At 44.2% G+C, this 16,174-nt stretch carries 13 protein-coding genes; 10 read left to right on the top strand and 3 right to left on the bottom strand.

Going from position 1 to position 16,174, the window contains the following annotated elements:
* Nucleotides 1-112 precede the first annotated feature (112 nt).
* On the top strand, nucleotides 113-1,009 hold the full coding sequence (gene fba, locus K6T91_09815) for a class II fructose-1,6-bisphosphate aldolase (GenBank protein MCL6473084.1): 897 nt from the start codon (nucleotides 113-115) through the stop codon (nucleotides 1,007-1,009).
* Entirely contained in the window at nucleotides 1,009-2,031 is a 1,023-nt protein-coding gene (locus K6T91_09810) for a 6-phosphofructokinase (protein ID MCL6473083.1), read from the top strand. The genes fba and K6T91_09810 overlap by 1 nt, the downstream gene beginning before the upstream one ends.
* Before the next feature lie 46 nt (nucleotides 2,032-2,077).
* Here the strand turns inward: K6T91_09810 and K6T91_09805 are convergent, their stop codons facing one another.
* Complete coding sequence (locus K6T91_09805) at nucleotides 2,078-2,725, bottom strand: hypothetical protein (protein MCL6473082.1); 648 nt, start codon at nucleotides 2,723-2,725, stop codon at nucleotides 2,078-2,080.
* A gap of 177 nt (nucleotides 2,726-2,902) precedes the next feature.
* Here K6T91_09805 and K6T91_09800 point away from each other — a divergent pair, with 177 nt between their 5' ends.
* Nucleotides 2,903-3,382 (top strand): isoprenylcysteine carboxylmethyltransferase family protein, encoded by a 480-nt coding sequence (locus K6T91_09800; GenBank protein MCL6473081.1) that lies wholly within the window; start codon nucleotides 2,903-2,905, stop codon nucleotides 3,380-3,382.
* Here K6T91_09800 and K6T91_09795 read toward each other — a convergent pair.
* Complete coding sequence (locus tag K6T91_09795) at nucleotides 3,379-4,530, bottom strand: pyridoxal phosphate-dependent aminotransferase (protein ID MCL6473080.1); 1,152 nt, start codon at nucleotides 4,528-4,530, stop codon at nucleotides 3,379-3,381. The two genes, K6T91_09800 and K6T91_09795, sit on opposite strands and share 4 nt — an antisense overlap.
* Nucleotides 4,531-4,736: 206 nt before the next feature.
* Between K6T91_09795 and K6T91_09790 the strand changes: the two genes are divergently transcribed.
* Nucleotides 4,737-5,174: an Hsp20/alpha crystallin family protein gene (locus K6T91_09790; GenBank protein MCL6473079.1), complete on the top strand. Its 438-nt coding sequence runs from the start codon at nucleotides 4,737-4,739 to the stop codon at nucleotides 5,172-5,174.
* A 96-nt stretch (nucleotides 5,175-5,270) separates the two neighbouring features.
* On the opposite strand, the gene K6T91_09785 is transcribed toward K6T91_09790, so the two are convergent.
* A complete protein-coding gene (locus tag K6T91_09785; GenBank protein ID MCL6473078.1) occupies nucleotides 5,271-7,844 on the bottom strand; it encodes an SMC family ATPase in 2,574 nt (857 codons plus the stop codon).
* Nucleotides 7,845-8,451: 607 nt separating this feature from the next.
* Between K6T91_09785 and K6T91_09780 the strand changes: the two genes are divergently transcribed.
* The 6 genes from K6T91_09780 to K6T91_09755 all read left to right on the top strand — a co-directional run bounded on the left by K6T91_09780 (nucleotide 8,452) and on the right by K6T91_09755 (nucleotide 15,848).
* Complete coding sequence (locus tag K6T91_09780; GenBank protein ID MCL6473077.1) at nucleotides 8,452-8,976, top strand: hypothetical protein; 525 nt, start codon at nucleotides 8,452-8,454, stop codon at nucleotides 8,974-8,976.
* 18 nt (nucleotides 8,977-8,994) lie between these two features.
* The gene (locus K6T91_09775; GenBank protein MCL6473076.1) at nucleotides 8,995-9,807 is read left to right on the top strand and encodes a DUF2092 domain-containing protein; all 813 of its coding nucleotides are present in this window, start codon (nucleotides 8,995-8,997) and stop codon (nucleotides 9,805-9,807) included.
* A 126-nt stretch (nucleotides 9,808-9,933) separates the two neighbouring features.
* A complete protein-coding gene (locus K6T91_09770) occupies nucleotides 9,934-10,485 on the top strand; it encodes a hypothetical protein (GenBank protein MCL6473075.1) in 552 nt (183 codons plus the stop codon).
* A gap of 212 nt (nucleotides 10,486-10,697) precedes the next feature.
* Nucleotides 10,698-11,549, top strand: a complete 852-nt coding sequence (locus K6T91_09765; protein ID MCL6473074.1) for a hypothetical protein — start codon at nucleotides 10,698-10,700, stop codon at nucleotides 11,547-11,549.
* 315 nt (nucleotides 11,550-11,864) lie between these two features.
* Nucleotides 11,865-15,407, top strand: coding sequence for a DNRLRE domain-containing protein (locus K6T91_09760; protein MCL6473073.1), 3,543 nt, complete (start codon nucleotides 11,865-11,867; stop codon nucleotides 15,405-15,407).
* A gap of 123 nt (nucleotides 15,408-15,530) precedes the next feature.
* Nucleotides 15,531-15,848, top strand: coding sequence for an IS110 family transposase (locus tag K6T91_09755; protein ID MCL6473072.1), 318 nt, complete (start codon nucleotides 15,531-15,533; stop codon nucleotides 15,846-15,848).
* The last annotated feature ends 326 nt before the right edge of the window (nucleotides 15,849-16,174 follow it).

Genomic DNA, 16,174 nt, shown 5'->3' with positions numbered 1-16,174 from the left:
ATAGTAGTGTAAATTAAGGTACTAAACCCACTAACGCTTTAGTGGTTATCCTTGCTAATTTTTTTGTTGAATGGGTAGAACAATATGCGAATTATTTTAAATAGGGGGAGTTGTGGTGTTTAAAACGAACAAAGAGTTGATGACACAGGCACGTGATGGCGGTTATGCAGTAGGCGCATTTAATACCAATAACCTGGAAATAACAAAATCTATCTTTCGCGCGGCAAAAGATGAACAATCGCCCATAATACTTGCGATTTCGCCATCTGCTGCCAAGTATGCAGGTATGGAAAATCTGGTGGCAATGGCCAGGATAGCGGCTGATGAAACGGGGGTTCCGGTATCGGTGCACTTGGACCACGGTCTCACCTTCGAAGATCTAGTACACGCAATAAGGGCCGGCTTCTCATCGATTATGTTTGATGGTTCAAAGTATCCTTATGAGGAAAATGTAAGGCTCACTGCTGAAGCTGTAAAGCTTGGGCATGCTGCCGGCATTTCGGTTGAGGGAGAACTAGGGCGGCTTGTTGGAACAGAAGATAATATCTCAGTTTCTGAGCGCGAGGCTTCGATGACCGATCCTGACCAGGCACTTGATTTTATCGAGCGCACAGGGATAGACGCTCTTGCTGTTTCAATCGGCAATGCTCATGGCTGGTATAAGGGTAAGCCGCTGCTTGATTTTAAGAGACTTGAAGCCATCAAAAATAAAATAGGAGATAAAGCCCTGTTGGTTTTGCATGGTGCATCAGGCATACCAGATGAAGATATAAAGACTGCGATTTCGCTTGGAGTTACCAAGATAAACATCGATACAGAGAACCGCGATGCCTTTAAGAGGGGTATCGCACAGTTTATCCAGGAGAATCCCGATGTGATAGATCCCAGAAAGATACTTAAACCGGCGATGGAAGAGATGTATAAAGTTACCTCCGGAAAAATCAAACTTTTTGGCTCCTCGGGCAAGGCAGCGGATTACATAGCCGAGATGACTGGGAGGGCTGCGTAATGAAACTGGGCATGTTAACTGGCGGTGGCGACTCAAGTGCCATTAATGCCGCCATAAGAGCCGTTGTGAGGCGTGCCCTTGAGGGCGGACACACGATCATTGGTTTTAAAAACGGTTGGGCTGGGCCGATTAATGGTGACTATATCGAGCTTACAGCAGAATCTGTATCGGGAATACTGCCCCGAGGAGGAACTATCCTTGGCACATCCAGAACCAACCCGTTTAAGATGGATGGTGCGGTCGATAAGATGCGCGAGAATTTAAAGAAAATTGGAATCGATGCCATGATCTGTATTGGCGGAGACGATACGCTTGGCGTTGCGCATAAGATCAACAACTTAGAGCCCCCAATTCCGGCCGTTGGTATACCGCAGACCATCGACAATGATATAAACGGAACCGAGTGGGCGATAGGATTCCATACAGCAGTAGCTGTTGCAACTGACGCCCTGGATAAAATTCATACGACCGCGGAATCGCACAGCAGGGTAATTGTTGTTGAGGTGATGGGAAGAGATGCCGGCCATGTTGCGCTTTACGCAGGACTAGCTGGTGGAGCCGATACTATTTTAGTCCCCGAGCATGATTTTAATGTAGATGTGGTAATCGATAGGATCAAAAAACGACGCGAAATGGGCAAACTATTTAGCGTCATCGTAGTCTCCGAAGGCGCGAAACCTGAAGGCAAGCAAATTACATACGGCGAGAAAACCGATGCTTTTGGCCACGTAAGATTAGGCGGCATCGGCGAGTACCTTGCAAACGTTATCGAAGAGAAGACAGGTTTTGAGACCAGATTCATGAACCTCGGGCACCTGCAGAGAGGTGGAATTGCCTCTCCATTTGACCGCTTTATCGCAACCCAATTCGGCGTTGTTGCGGTTGAGCTGGTTGAGCAAGGTCAATTCGACCGCATGGTAGCAATCCGGAGCGACAAAATTACATCCATACCGCTTGAGGAGGCTTTAACTGTGCGCCCAATTGACGAGCGAGTCTTTGAGATGGCGAAGATCTTTTATTAAATTTAGGAAAAAAACTTGGGCGGACGCAAAGTCCGCCCTTTTTTGCTTATGCGGCCATTAGCTTTGGTTTCTCTGCCTCAATAAAGTCCAGGAACATCTTTGTCTCATCGCTCATGGGAAACTCGGTGTTATATATTATATAAATGCTTCCCATCATGGGCTGCACATCTTTAATCTTTACTTCCTTTACCCTGCCTGCTTTCAGCGAGTCTTCCGCAGATTTTCGCAGAACAAAGCTTAGGCCGGCCCCGGCTTCAACCGCCTTGATAATTGCGGTATAGGTATCAAACTCAGCTACGACATTTAGGTCATCAAAAGTAATCCCGTACCTAGAGAGCATCTCGCGATACCACATTCGTGTTGCTGATCCTGGTTCGCGCAAGATAAAATTCTGCCCCTTAAGGTCGTTTACAGCTATCTCACCTTTGGCAAACGGATGGTCGGGAGGAGCTATTAATATTAGCTCGTAGTTACGCAGGAATGGCTCTGCTGTAACGCTCTCATTTTCAAGAGACATGCCGATTATACCCGCATCGATTTTGCTATCTAAGACTTGTTCAAACACCTGTGAGCTGTCAGAGATCTCGACTTTTAGCTCGGTATCCGGATTCTGCTTTTCCCAATCGGCAAGAAGTTGCGGCATCAAAAACTCTCCTGTATAGCTGCTTGCACCAATGTTTACTACGTTTTTCATCTCGTTCTCCTCCTTAATCGTAAAAGTTTTTTACGATATGAAATGTTCCCAACGGTGTATGAAAAAAACTTCATCATAGACGAGTAGTGAAAAAATAGGTGAGGCAAGGGGGATAAAATAAACTAGAGACTTAAAAATCTTGAGATTCTGCAAAACTTATTCTTGGAGAATCGAGCAATGCTCGAGATAAGAAAGAAAGACCGGTTATTTATAGTTTTCGGATCGATAATCTGGGGAGTTGTTATAGTCGTAACAACTCTTGATTTCATATTTATACAATTACCAACCTATCATTTTGATATTATAGTTTTTATCGGGGTGGTTCTCGTCCTAGCAGGGACAACTATACGTCAAATAGCTAAGAGGACCCTAGGCAGATCTTATACATATACTCTGAAAACCTTAGAAAACCAAAAGTTAATCAAAACTGGCATTTACAGGTTTATCCGACACCCCGGTTATATCGGCACGCTTATAGCCGATCTTGGAATCCCTCTTTTGTTTCACAGCTTGTACGGTTTCTTGGTCGTGCTTTTACTTATCCCGTTGTTCGTTTACAGGATGGGGGTTGAGGAAAAAATGATGATTATGAAATTCGGGGACGAGTACAGGGATTATATGAAGCACACCTGCAGACTGATTCCTCATGTTTATTAAGATAGATATCTCTCCAGCCTATCGCACGCCTCTTTGATGTTCTCAAGCGAGTTGGCGTAGGAGAATCGCAAATATCCTTCGGCGTTGCTGCCAAAATCGATGCCGGGGGTTACTGCAACAAGAGCATTCTCTAATATATCGAGCGCAAGCTTATACGAGTCGCCTCCAAACCGCTTGGCGTTGGCAAGAACATAAAAAGCACCTGTTGGCTCAACGGTTATTCCAAAGCCGATCTCTTTTAGTCTTGGGATAAGGTACCTGCGCCGTTCGTCATATATGGCAACCATGCGCGCAATGTCAGCGGCTGTCTTTTTAAGCGCGGCAATACCCGCCCACTGCACAAAACTATTGGCGGAGATAAAAAGGTTCTGTTGGATTTTCTGCATGGGGCGGATGAACTCTTTTGGTGCGATGGCGTAGCCAAGCCTCCAGCCGGTCATTGCATAAAGCTTTGAAAAACCGTTTAACACAAACGCTTTATCAGTGAACTCAAGTATTGAGTGGGCTTTTCCCTCGTAGACCAATCCGTGGTATATCTCGTCAGATATAATATAGAGTCCATCGCAAGTCTCTTCCGCAATAGCTGCTATCTCTCGCATAACCGGCTCCGACAATACGTTTCCCGTTGGGTTTGAAGGGGAGTTGATCATTATCGCCTTGGTCTTATCATCCAGGGCGGCCTTGATATCTTCCGGGCGATATTGAAAACCATCTTTCTCGTAAACGTTTACAAAGCTAGGCTCGCCATCGGCAAATCTTACAAAGTTTGGGTAGCATGCATAGCCCGGGTTGGACAGGATAACCTTTTGACTGGGATTCAACAGTGCGGAGAAGACAAGAAGCATTGCGGGTGACGTCCCGGAGGTTACGATTATCTGTTCAGGCGATAGCTCAACCCCATATTGCTCATGGTAATGATCGGCGATCGCCTCTCGAAGCTCAAGGAGACCCATGCTGTGGGTATACGTAGTCTTTCCGGTAAGTATCGCTTCGCAGCCTGCATCCTTTATTACTTTAGGGGTGGGGAAGTCGGGCTCTCCAATTTCCATATGTATAACGTTTTTGCCCTGTCTTTCTAACTCTTGCGCTTTCTCAAGTATCTCCATGACGATAAAAGGGGGCATATCAAGGGCTCTTCTTGCTATCATAAAATCTCCTTGTCTGCTTATTCTATGCCCATATTTTATCTTTATATCTCTCACCGTGCCAGACATAGGTTGGTTTGTTAATAGGGTTAAAAGGTTAGAGATGGGGAAGATAACGATTCTGTCATGGCAAGACGATTTTCGTCTGATATAGGTTAATCAAGCCGGGTAAAAAATATCTGTGAGATAAAAATAAGGAGGTGAAATCTATGGTAATGCGCAGATGGGATCCGTGGCGAGAACTCTCGCGAATGCAGGAAGAAATGAGCAGGATGTTTCAAAGGGTTTTTGGACCGCCGGAAGGAGCACCGGAAGCCCCATGGATGCCGCCGGTAGATATCTATGAGAAGGAAAACAAGCTATACGTCTCAGTAGACCTCCCCGATGTAAATCCTGAAGACATTGATGTCTCTGTCGTTGATAACACCCTGAGAATCAGGGGTGAGCGCAAATATACTAGAGAAGCAAAGCGCGAGAACTTCTATAGGTCGGAGAGGTTCTTTGGTTCATTTGAGCGTATGGTTGACCTTCCGGTGCCGGTAAAGACAGAGGAAGTAGAAGCAACTTACAAAGACGGGGTTCTTATGATAACCCTGCCTGAGGCTGAGGAGAAGAAAGCCAAAGAGATTAAAGTTAAAGTGGCATAAGGGAAGTTAAATAAGCGGTGTCGCATTATGCCGCACTGCTTAATAAAGGTTAACAATAGATGGGGCGAAGTTAAACTTCGCCCCTCCGATCCTTTATTAAATCACGGTTGCAATTGAGCCAACCCCGCGCTTTTTTATAACCTCGATCCTTGCGGGAAAAATCTCCTTCAAGTCTTCAAGATGCGTGATGACGATTATCTTTTTAAAGTCGCCCTGGATTGCGCTTATCGCCTCGATGAGCCTCTCTTTTCCTTCTTCATCTTGAGTACCGAAGCCCTCATCGATAACTAGCGTTTCAAGTCTTGCACCTGCCCTTCGCGCAAGAAGTTTTGAGAGCGCAATACGTATTGCAAAGTTTATCCTAAAGGCTTCGCCGCCCGAGAAGAGCTCGTATTTTCTGTCGCCAAGCTCGCCGTCGGTTATGATAAGGTCAAGCGTCTCAACAACGCCGCCACTTCGCTGGTCCTTTTGTGTCACAAAACGAAGACTCATCTGACCGTTTGTAAGCTTATGTAGTAGTGAATTGGCCTCTTGCTCAATCTCGGGGATGGTGTTTTCGATAATAAGGGCTTGGATACCTTTCTTGCTGAAGGCAAAGGCAAGCTTATCGTAGATTTCGGCTTCTTTTGCCGCTTCTTTTCGCTCTTTGGATAAATCTCGCTTTTTCTTTTCAAGCTGCTTGCAACTATCGATTTTTGCTTGAGCAAGTGATTTACCGTTGATGATATTATCCTCAATTATTTTTTGCTCTTGTAGCCGGGCGCTAAGTTCTCCTATGCCTTGTGCAACATCTTTTAGAGACGCTATCTCAATTGTAAGGACATCTGCCTTTTTCTCGTCATCTGCGATGGCTTTCAGTTTAGCGTCTCTTTGTTTTACCAGTGCAGAGATGGTGTTTTCTCCCATCTTTATATTGTTTTGGGCGTTCTCTAGATTAGCTTTGAGCTGCTCGTAATCAAGTAGCTTCTTCAATCTATCCTTTACCTTTATGTGCTCCTCAGAAGAGTAGCCCAACTTTTTCATCTCAGAAGTTAGCCGAGAAAGTTTTGCCTGCTCATCCTGGGCGTAAAGACTCTGGGAGAACTTAAGGCTAAGCTCGCTTAGTTTTCTGTTTATTGAGGCTATCTCGCTTGCTGCTTTCTCAATTGCCTTGATTTTCTCGGCAAATGCTCCTTCTTCAACTTGTAGTTTATCTTTAATCTTAACCTGCTCGGTTAAATCTTTACCTTTGGTTTCGAGTTGGGAGAGCTCACGCTCGATTCGGGCCGATTCCATCTTTGCTTTATCAATTTTGCTGGTGAGTGTTGCTATCTCGCTGTCGAACTCAGCACTCAACTTTTGTCTATCATGCATTTCAAGAGGTTTCTTGCAAAGGGGGCAGGAATCACCAAGGTCAAGCATTTTGCGACGGCTCTTAAGATCGGCAAGCTTTGCCTCATCGGCTTTTACTGATGCATCAAGGCCGGATTTTTTTCGGGAGAGCTCGCTGTATTTCTCCCGCAAAATATCTCTTTCTTGCACTAGCCTCTCAATTTCGGCAAGTTTTGCTCTGGTTGATGAGAGAGATGCTTCTACTGCAGGTTTTTGCGATACTTGCCCGTCAAGCTCGGATTTTCGCTGACTTAGGTGTTTTATGTTTGACTCAAGGGTGCTTTTTGCCTGCTCTATGGCAAGCTTTAACTCGGCTGCCTGCCGCTCAAGAGCGCTGTACTGCTGGCTGGCTTTTGATAGCTCTTCTTCTTTTTTGCGGAGATCTACGAGCTCGCGGTAAGATGACTCGATTTCTTCTTTTCTTGCAGCTAGCTCTCGCGCCTTAGCAATGTTTTCTTCAAGTATATTTAGTTGCTCTTCTATTGATGCTAGATTTTTCTTTTCCTTGCTGATGTTTGAGTTAAGCTCGGAAATCCTTGCCGTTTTGAGATCGAGCAATGCTTTTTCCTCTTTTAGCTTTGCCAGGGCTATATCTATTTTCTTGATTTCGGTTTGTACTTCTTTAAGTTCATCGTCTGCTTTCTTTAAATCTTCTTTATAGGTAGGTAAATGCTCCAGTTCTTGATCTATGTGGGCGAATTGGTTGTCGATGTCTCTTAGGCGATCTTTTTGCAGCTTGCGCTTTTCCTTGGCAAGCTCCTCAAGCTCATCGTAGATGGAAAGACCAAGTATCTCAGAGAGTATCTCTTTTCGCTCGTTTGCATTTTTCATCATGAAGGCATCTGCGCGGCCCTGCATAATAAATGCCGAGTTTACAAAGGTCTCATAATCCATACGCAAGATTCGGTTAATTGCCTCCTGGGTTGCGTTTATGGTCTCGCCAGTAAGTACTCGCGGCGTCTTACCATCGAGGAGTTGAAACTCTAGCTTGCTCACACCAGACTTTCCCTTGCGCTGCCTTGCACGAAGTACGCGGTACAGCTGTCCCTCAAGCTCAAATGTAAACTCTACCTGCATATGCGCTTCTTTGCGGTGGATGAGGTCGTCAGTTCCGGTGCCACGCTTGTCCACTCCACGCGCCCGCCCCCAAAGTGCCCAGGTGATGGCATCAAGTAGCGAGCTTTTGCCATGCCCATTGGGGCCGCAGAGCACAGCTGTGTGGATGGATGAGAAGTTAAGCGGCTCATCCATACCTTTGTAGCTCATGAAGTTGGTCAAGCGAAGCTCAACAGGTATCAATTCTGTCCTTTCTTGCTACAGCCTCTTTTACTAACTAACAGAGATATTTTGTCGCCTGTCGGCTGTTGGATGGCTACAGTATTATGCTACCAGTTGGAGATGAAAAAATAAAAACGAAATTTTGCTTAAGTTGAAACCAAAAAGCATGACCAAAAGGGAATCAGTAGAACAAGAACAAGGGGACGCTTCTGAAAAACTGAATAACTTCGGTGTTATTCAGTTTTTCAGAAGCGTCCCCGATGCATTCGCAATTATCCCTTCACAAGCTATAAACGCTAAAGTTAACAACCACTAAACACATAAGATAAATATATCATGCGACAATTGACACACGTCTTTCTTTTTGCTAGCCTTGCAAGCAGTAGATAGCAGACCGGAAAGCCATATGAATTATCATTATACGCTGCGTCTTAAGAGCATAAAGAGCCGTTCTTTTTAGTTATTAATCCAAGCCTCAGTATAAGCATTTAGTTTCTTAGTCAGGGTAAGGGGTGGTTAAATTGGGGGTTAGTGATTTCTCTAATTCTAATCTTTAAGATTAGGACCACCCCCTAGAGCTTAGTTTCAAGCTAAGATAATCCGAATGAAAATCAAAGGAGGGAAATTGATGGGTAACAAAAAGGTCCAACAGTTATTAATGGCTTTAACGCTAATAATAGCTTTGTTGGCACTTCTGATGCCGAGTATTGCTTCTGCTAGCGTAACCTATTCGGATTGGAGATGGTCTACTCCGGATGTATTTTCACGCTACGGTTCAGAGTGGACTCAGCAATATTCTGGCGGTTATGATAACTCTAGCACTTATTGGAAGTGTTATCCTGCCAATGGTTGGACGTATGCAACCCTAAATGCAACTCGCGAGTCTGGCACTTGGCATACGCCAGCACAGCCTTATGCCACTGGCAATGTTCAAGCATACATTACAGTATATGGCACTTCAAGAAGGGTTAATTACTTCTGCGGCTACTATTCTCACTACTATGTGAATCAGTATAGTATACACGGCTGGTATACCGTGTTTAACAGCACAGAGGGCGGTTACGGACATGTCAGTTCGGAAGATTTCCACGATGGCTATCAATGGTCATCTGACCAAAAAGTTTGCTTTGATGCAGTAAGAATCTATTACTAGATCATGGAGGCGATTAGGGTGAGATCGTATGCAAAGATGGGTTGGTTCGTTCTCTTTGCTGCAATAGTATTAACTATGAGTGTTGCTATAAGCAGTGTGACTAGTAAGCCGCAGGCTGTGAAAGCTTCCATACTAAAACCACTTACAGCAGAGAGTACTGTTGATGAGGTTCTTGATTTTGCACAAGCATCTAAAACAAAATGGAAAAGAATTTATGTTGAGGGGCATGTCAATTCTGGAAATAGCTCTGACACGTTTAAAACCTGGGTTGTAAAGCCAGATAAGTACCGCTCAGAAGAAGGCCCGAGCATTCTCATTAAGAATGGCAATAAACAGATAATAGTGCAGACCTCTCTTAAGAAGGTAAGAGAATACAATGTTCCTGCATCAACTATCTCAGCGCAGGATAAAGCTGCGCTAGATGAGAGGATGGCAGTTGAGAGGGCAAAAGACCCAACGCTAGCCGAAGATGGAGAACTCCTGGTTAATACGCCAATAAACGACTATATTAATCCAAGCTACTTCGTAAGAAGAGAGCTAAAGCACTATGCGAAGTCAATAGAGAGGGTTGGATTGACGACTGTTAGCGGCAGAAATGCAGTTCAACTTAAAGTTGTTTTCCCAAAAGAACTCGCTAAGGAGGATCATTGGGATGTATACATCGATTGCGAGACTGGCATAATGCTCGGTTTGGTTATCCATCCACTTCCCGGAAATGAGAAATTTGAGCAGTTTATCGATAAAGTCGAAATTAATCCTTCGATTAGCGAAGACAAGTTTACCTTTACGGCGCCAGCTGATTATACAGTCGAAAAGGGTGGTATAAGATAATTTAAGCTAAAGCAGGGGCTGAAGTCCCCTGTCTGTCATCCAATTATAGTAAATCATGAAAATGTCGATGTTAGAAACTATGTTTTAGTTCTTAAGGTTAATTTATTTATCTCGAGGAGGATACTTTTGAGATTTAAGGTTAGTGCTTTTATATCGATTGCACTATTGCTTTTTATAGTTGGTTGCTCAGGAAGCAGGGCAAAAGATCAGACTTTAAAGATTAGAGTTGAGGGCAATTTTGTAGAAGTGTACCTATCAGGTGAGAAGGAAAAACCCCGCAATCCTCTGCTTAGAAAGAGTGACTTTCAGGAATTAGATCACCTCGCCCGGGATTACTACAGCTTTGTTATGAAAAGCGACCGCAAGGCCGCCGTTAACTTATTCCTACCAGAAGTGAGACGAACAGAAGACTCAATGATACCAAAAGACCTTGAGCTTGCTAAGGAGAGCCCAGAATCCTATATGCCAGCAAGCAGTAGTTATATCTGGTACCAGGATAGTAAGCTCTGGCCAAGAAAAGAAGCCGTATTGCTAAAAAACGATGAGGTCAAGCGGTTAGTGATATTGTCAAATGCTTACGAGAAGGCTGTAATTATAAGAACTACCTTTAAAAAAGGCAATACAAGGAAGCTACTAGCCATAAAGAACAAAGGCAAGTACTTCTTGCTTCCGCTATAAGATCATATATTAAGTGCTCATAAGCCGAGATAATTGAACAGTGTTGCATTAGACGGCTGTTACCTATCTAAGTGGTTAGCCATTAATTCTTAGGGATAATCTTTTGCGGTAAGGTGCTGCTTGGGAATAAATACTCCATCCAATATAATATGTATTATAAGAGTTATTAATCAATACTATTACACAATAAGCGATAAGGGGATTCTAGGTATATGAAGAGTTATTTGAAAGCCCTATCTATAATTATCACAGCTATTATTTTAACTTCATTAACCACTTTAATTGCTTGCCAGAAAGAATCTATTGGAAAAAAATCGAGCATAAATGAATCGCAGAAATTTATGCCAAACCTCCTGGATGGGAATGGCTCCCCTATGTATGAAAAAATGTATTTATATCAGCCCAGTGAAACAACAGATTACTTCTTACGTGCTTTCTTTTCGGGTAACTTTAAGAATGCCTACAAGATGACTTCTTCAGCTTACAGAATAGACCATCCATATGAAGAGGTTGAGAAGGAATGGAGTGAGTTCTATAGGCAAGCGGCTAAGAATGGAATCAACTGGAAAAGCCTTAGTTATCGCTCTGATTTTCGTGGAGATGATGGTGACAACGGCGGTATAGTCGTTTCCCCACAGGGGCGGATGATCATGCGAATTTATTGTAGAGAGATTAATAGTCCGCTTGGCAGTTTCTTTGCGGTCGATTGTATATTGCTTTTTAAGAAATCCCTTGAAATAAAAAAGGGGAATGGCCGAGAGCGCATAGATTTAACGAATAAACCAGACGATAAGATTTATAAGAAGATCTTCTCTATGCTGGTGGATAGAAGCTTAGCTGCCAAACGTGAGCCTCACAGCGATGTCGCCATCAAAAAACTTATCTTAAGCGATGGTTGGGCCCGTGCTGTATATGACTTTAGAGGTGAGAACATGACAAAGCACATCGTTCTTCGACAGGTCGATGGATCGTGGAGGATTATTAGCGAAAATAACAGCGCGCCGAACTATAACGAATACCCCGAATCTCCTTTTATGCTTTGGGCGGCTGATGACTGGAGATAATAGTGACCGCTGCGTATTTAGCTGATTGCGACCACCGTATCGCTCAGTATTGCAGTATTGGGGACGTTGCTATACGAACAAAACTTTTTACCGCAATCATCACTTTACAAGCTATAAACGCTAAAGTTAACAACCACTAAACACATTAGATAAATATTCCATGCTACAGTTGACACACGTCTTTTTTTTGCTAGGCTTGCGAGCAGTAGGTAGCAGACCGGAAAGCCGTATGAATTGTTAGTATACGCTGCGTCTTAATCCATAAGTTGAAGATGAATGGCAGAAGCTGCAAGCATGGGAAGGAGTTTGATTAGTATGGCTAGTTTCTTTTTTGGCAAGAAATGGGCAAGGTGTAAATTAAGTGTTGTAGCGATTTTGGTAATTGGCCTAGTTTTTGGATTGATTCCGCAACCCGTATTTAATATTTGGGGCAATAATATCTCCACTGCCCTGGCTGCAGAAAATATAACTTCTGCCTCACAAGCTGCCGCAAAACTAGAGAAAAAAGAGATAGTTGAAAAAAGAACTGAGAAAACAAAGACATATGACCTTGGAAATGGCAAGTACGCTATGGAGATATACCAAGCCCCCATACACTACCAAGAAAATGGCAGCTGGAAAGAGATCGATGCAAAGATCAAGCCATCAGGAGCCGGTGGCTTTGAAAACACCGCAGGGCCTTTTAAAGCTCGCTTTGGAGCAAAAGGCAAATCTTCTGAGTTAGCCTCCTTTGAATACAGTGGTGCAAAAGTAACCCAGTCTCTTGCTGAAGATGAGGCCGCAGATGCCACCCCCAAGGTTGAAGGAGAGAAAATCACTTATGAAAATATTCTACCTGACACTGATCTTCGAGAGATAATAACAGGCATTGGAGTAAAAGAAGACATTATCCTTAAAAAATACACCGGTAAAAACTCTTTTACCTTTGAACTAAAGACTGCCGGTGTTGATGCGCAAAAAGAAGTAGACGGCTCAATCGGCTTTTACAAAAAGGCAACAGGCGAAAAACTCTTCAATATTCCAAAGCCCTTTATGATGGATTCAAACGTTGACTCTGGCTCCGGTGAAAGTGCAAGGTCAGACAACGTCACCGCCGATGTTATCCAGAAAGGGGCAAACACCTACATAACGATTACTGCAGATGATAAGTGGCTTAAAGCCCCGGAGAGAGTCTATCCCGTCTATATCGACCCGACTATAGATTTAAATACGGCAAATAACAACGTCTGGGATGACGCCTATGTAACTAGCGCATATCCAAACAACAACTATGATGCTAGGTGGAACTCCACCCTTGGCATCTATGAGTTAAAGACCGGCTATATTGACTCCTCAACAGGGTGGAACCACTCTTTCGTAAAGATGGATGTCTCACCCCTTCGCGGAAAGCTGATCCACAATGCGGTCTTTTATGCGTATTGCCGCTGGTCTTATGTTCACTCAACACCTAAGGAGGCCTATGCAGATATTGCAAACTGGGACTGGTCTCCAACTGGGGTTACCTGGAACAACCAGCCAAGCAGCTCTTATACGCACTGGAACTGGGCCACTGAGAACAACTGGGTAGGCTTTGGATTTACCGATATTGCTGCCGACTGGGTTATGGGAAGACGTGGCAACTTTGGCTTTAAACTTCACTCAGCCGGCAACGGCGCCTACTGGTGGAAAAAATTTAATGCTTGCGAGACAGGCTGGGGAGTGCCTCACCTCTACGTTGAGTACTACGACCCTCCATCGATCAGCTCTTCAGCCTATGGCAATGCGGTAAACAGCAAAAACGGGTATGTGAATCTATCCTGGGGTGCGGTCCCCGGAGCAGCTGGATACAAGCTCTGGATCTATAACGGCAGGAATTATGAGGCCTTTGATGTTGGAAACACAACTAGCTGGTCCACGCAAGGCAAGCGAATCTGGCCAACACCAAGCGAGATAGCAGCCGGAAGGTATGCTCTGCACCATGATGGGGCAGGGGCAGAGCTAGCAGATGACCCAAGCCCGGTCTACAGAAACTCTGGTGGAAGCTACCCCTCTAACCAGAACTTTTGGTTCAGAGTCACTGCATACAACTGGTGCAGCGAGACAGATATGTGGGCAAACTGCACTTGCCCATATATACCCGATAGAACTGCGCCTCAAAATCCAACCAATGTATCGGTTAGTGCAGCAGCTTATAGTGCAGATATGGCAAAAGTAAACGTAACTTGGACTGGTGTCTCTGACCCCGCAACTGGCTCAAACTATGGGATGAGCCACTACATAGTTGAGCTAGACAAAACCAATCTTCTAACAGGGGCAACCACAACGGATATGAAGCAGGTGGCGCATACATCTTCCGGGGCGGCGCACACCGCCACCTTTAATGAACCCTACGGCTACAGCTATAAAGTAGCCCGTGTGCGCGCATATGACAGAGGCGGCAACTATTCAACTCAAGTACAAGGGACAAACACAGACTCTACCGCACCAGCAGTCTCCTTTACCAGCCCAACTGCTGGGGCTATCTTCTCAGGAGATAGTACCATAACGGTGACTGCAGTTGAGTCAAACAGTACTTATGCAAACACCATGCAGTTTACTACGACAAAGAATGGCACAGATGATAAAATTCCGCGGGCTTTCTCGTTTGGCATTAACCCTGCCTCTTTTGATCTTAACTCATCATGGCTCCCAGATGGAGAGCACATCTTTACCGTAGCCGACTATGACTTAGCCGGAAACTATAGCATAGCAACGGTTAACGCTGTTATTGATAACGTCGGGTATGGCATGGGTGTTGACCACTTCGGCATGGTAGACAATAGATACGGCAAGGTAAATATCGCAAACGGGAACTTCGTTGTGACCGAAGACGACATCATGCGAACAAGCAAAGGCTTTGGGCTAAACCTCTCCCGAGTATATAACAGCCAGCTAAAGGTAAATGGGCCACTGGGCTGGGGCTGGAGAATAGCAGTTCCTGAGTTAGCTGAATATAGCGATGGCACAGTGGCAATAATTGACGGTGATGGAGCCAAGCACCGCTTTACAAAAGGGCTAAACGGAACTTACGAAAGCCCAGCCGGAGTATATGATATCTTAACCAAAAACCCCGATGACACCTTTACCCTAAGGCAAAAAGACTTAACTAGATTTACATTTGATAGAAAAAACAGGACGATAACAGTTCAAGACAGGGAGAACAATAAGGTGGTGTATCAGTTTGATGCCCTGCAAAGACTGCTTAGCATAAAGGACCCATCGAACCCGTCAAACCAGGGGATAATATTAAATTACAACCAAAATACTGGAAAACTTGAGACCGCTGTTGTTGCTGCAACCGACTACGGCAACCTTGTCTGGAGATATATATACGATACGAGTGACAACCTTACTGAGGTGATAGACCCGATGGGTCGAAGCACTAAATATGGATATAGCCAAGACCACAAGCTTACCTCTTTAAAAGATCCAAAAGGTGCAGCCAAGGGCAAAAACACAGCTGAGTTTGTCTATGAGGCAGAAAAACTTGCATCAGTTAAAGAATATCCGGGTAATGGAACTACTTTAGCAACTACATATACATACGCCCCAAGTGAGAACAAATTTGTCGAAAAAGATGCAAGAGGCAACGACACAACTTACACTTATGACGGCAACTGGAATATAACGCAGGTTACCGATGCAGCAGGGCTTACCACAACTTACACCTATGATGAGAACTTTAACGTAAAGTCCAAGAAAGAAGCCAAGGCAGCAAAAGAAAGAGTATTTTACTACTCATACGACGCAATGGGAAACAAAACAGCTGAAACCGACCCCATGGGCCACGTTACCCGGTGGAGCTTTGGAGTGAACCCCTTGATCCGGACAGAAAAATAAGACACCTTTAGAAATGGAGCTTACTATAAGAAAGCGAAAGGCTTGCAAAAAATACATGGCAATTACAATCTGTTAAGAAGAAATTTAGTCATTGACAAGGCCTTAACAGAGGAGGTAATTGCCATGATTGGAAAACATTTTAACAAGCAGTTTGAGAGACGTCAAAGAATAACGAAAGAAACGCTGGTGATAGGAATGGATATAGGTTGTGAATTTAATGCACTATGTCTTATGAACAAAGATGGTGAAGTGTTGGGCAAATATCCGAAGGTCTACAACACAAGGCGGGGATTTGATTATTTTGTGAAGATTACCGAAGAAGCAAAAGCAAGCTTTTGTTTAAAAGATGTGCTAATTGGAATGGAGCCAACCGGTCACTATTGGAGAAAGATTGCCTATTTTGCTAAAGATTGTGGATATGAAGTTAGATTTATCAGGTGAGCAGCGTTAAAGCACCAGCGAGAACTTGACGAGAGTTCACCTTCAAAAACCGACACAGGAAGAGGGGGATAGGAAGAGTTAACATGGTGGGCAACCACTCGGTATGATGATCGTAACTCGGCAATAAGGCCGGGTTAAGATGTCACCGACGGGAGGCTTATCATGTAGTACCAGGGACGTTTCTGAAAAACTGAATAATTGAATAACTAACCATTAAGGATCAATAAATCTACACAACTGCAAATTAGATGAGGTGACCGGGTTTCTTTGGACAGATAAAAGCAGTTCTTAAGTGATAAACCGCTCAAGCTAAACCGCTGCCGGTA

It is taken from the genome of Bacillota bacterium (assembly GCA_023511485.1).
Lineage (GTDB): Bacteria > Actinomycetota > Aquicultoria > Aquicultorales > Aquicultoraceae > CADDYS01.
Note: the sequence above shows the minus strand (reverse complement) of the source record. Positions and strands in the feature narration are given on the sequence as shown.